Below are 1304 nucleotides of genomic sequence, written 5' to 3'. Positions count from 1 at the left end.
TGAGCTGCACCCCGTTTCGTGGAGTCCCTGAAGCCAGGCTTATGATCCTGGTCCGAAGGAGAACCACGAGCTGTGCCAGCACCACGTAAGTACCCGGACGAGCTCCGCGAGCGGGCCGTTCGCGAGGTCCGCACCACCGGCCGTCCGATCGCGCACGTCGCGAAGGACCTGGGCATCCACAAGGAGGCCCTGCGCGGCTGGGTCCGCCAAGCCGAGGTGGACACCGGTGAACGCGACGACCGGCTGACCACCGCCGAGCAGGAAGAACTGAGGCAACTCCGCCGGGAAAATGCGGAGTTGAGGCGGGCGAACGAGATCCTGAAGGCCGCGAGCGCGTTTTTTGCGGCGGAACTCGACCGTCCCCGGACGAGGCCGACCAGGTGATCGAGCACCTCAAGGACAAGGGCCTCGGGGTCGGGTTCACCTGCCGGGTGCTGGGTCTGTCCGAGTCGGCGTACTACGCGCGCAAGAAGCGGCCGAAGTCGGCCCGCCGGCTGCGCGACGAGCAACTCATGCCGCTGATCGAGCAGGTCCATGCCGAGTCCGGCGGCACCTACGGCGTCCGCCGGATCACCCGCGCGCTCAAGCGCAAGGGTGTGCAGGTGGCCCGCTGCACCGTCGAGCGGCTGATGGACGAGCTGGGCCTTCAGGGCGTCATCCGCGGTCAGCGGCGGCGGACCACCGTGCCGGAGCCGTCGGCGCCCCGGCCGCCGGACCTGGTCGACCGGCAATTCACCGCGTCCCGGCCGGATCAGCTGTGGGTGGCGGACATGACGTATGTCCGCACCTGGACGGGCTGGGTGTATGTGGCGTTCGTCCTGGACGTGTTCTCCCGGATGATCGTCGGCTGGCAGGTCGCCAACCACATGCGGACCGAACTCCCGCTGGACGCACTGGAGATGGCGCTGTGGAGGAGGCGGATCAAGAAGGATTCCGGGCTGATCCATCACAGCGACAGGGGGGCGCAATACGTGTCGATTCGCTACACCGACCGGCTCGCCGAGATCGGGGCCGCCGCGTCCGTCGGGTCGGTCGCGGACTCGTATGACAACGCGATGGCCGAGGCGCTGAACGGCACCTTCAAGGCGGAACTGATCGAGATGCAAGGCCCCTGGACCGGCTTCGACCAGGTCGAGCGGGCGATCTTCCAGTGGGTCACCTGGTACAACGAGGAACGGCTCCACTCCGCCCTCGACTATGTACCGCCCGCCGAGTACGAACGCGACTGGTGGCGACGACCGGAAGTCACCCAACAGTCCGCCTGACACAAGATCACCGGACTCTACGAAATCCGGGACAGCTCA

The 1304-nt window shown here is 67.3% G+C and carries 1 protein-coding gene; it reads left to right on the top strand.

Going from position 1 to position 1304, the window contains the following annotated elements; genetic code table 11:
- Positions 1 to 72: 72 nt before the first annotated feature.
- A protein-coding gene (locus AC27LF_RS45470; RefSeq protein WP_479662453.1) for an IS3 family transposase occupies positions 73 to 1265 on the top strand; the annotation gives its coding sequence in 2 pieces (ribosomal slippage) (positions 73 to 343 and positions 343 to 1265; 1194 coding nt in all).
- Positions 1266 to 1304 lie beyond the last annotated feature (39 nt).

This window comes from Streptomyces diversicolor (assembly GCF_057537855.1).
This window is presented reverse-complemented; position numbering and strand designations above follow the sequence as displayed.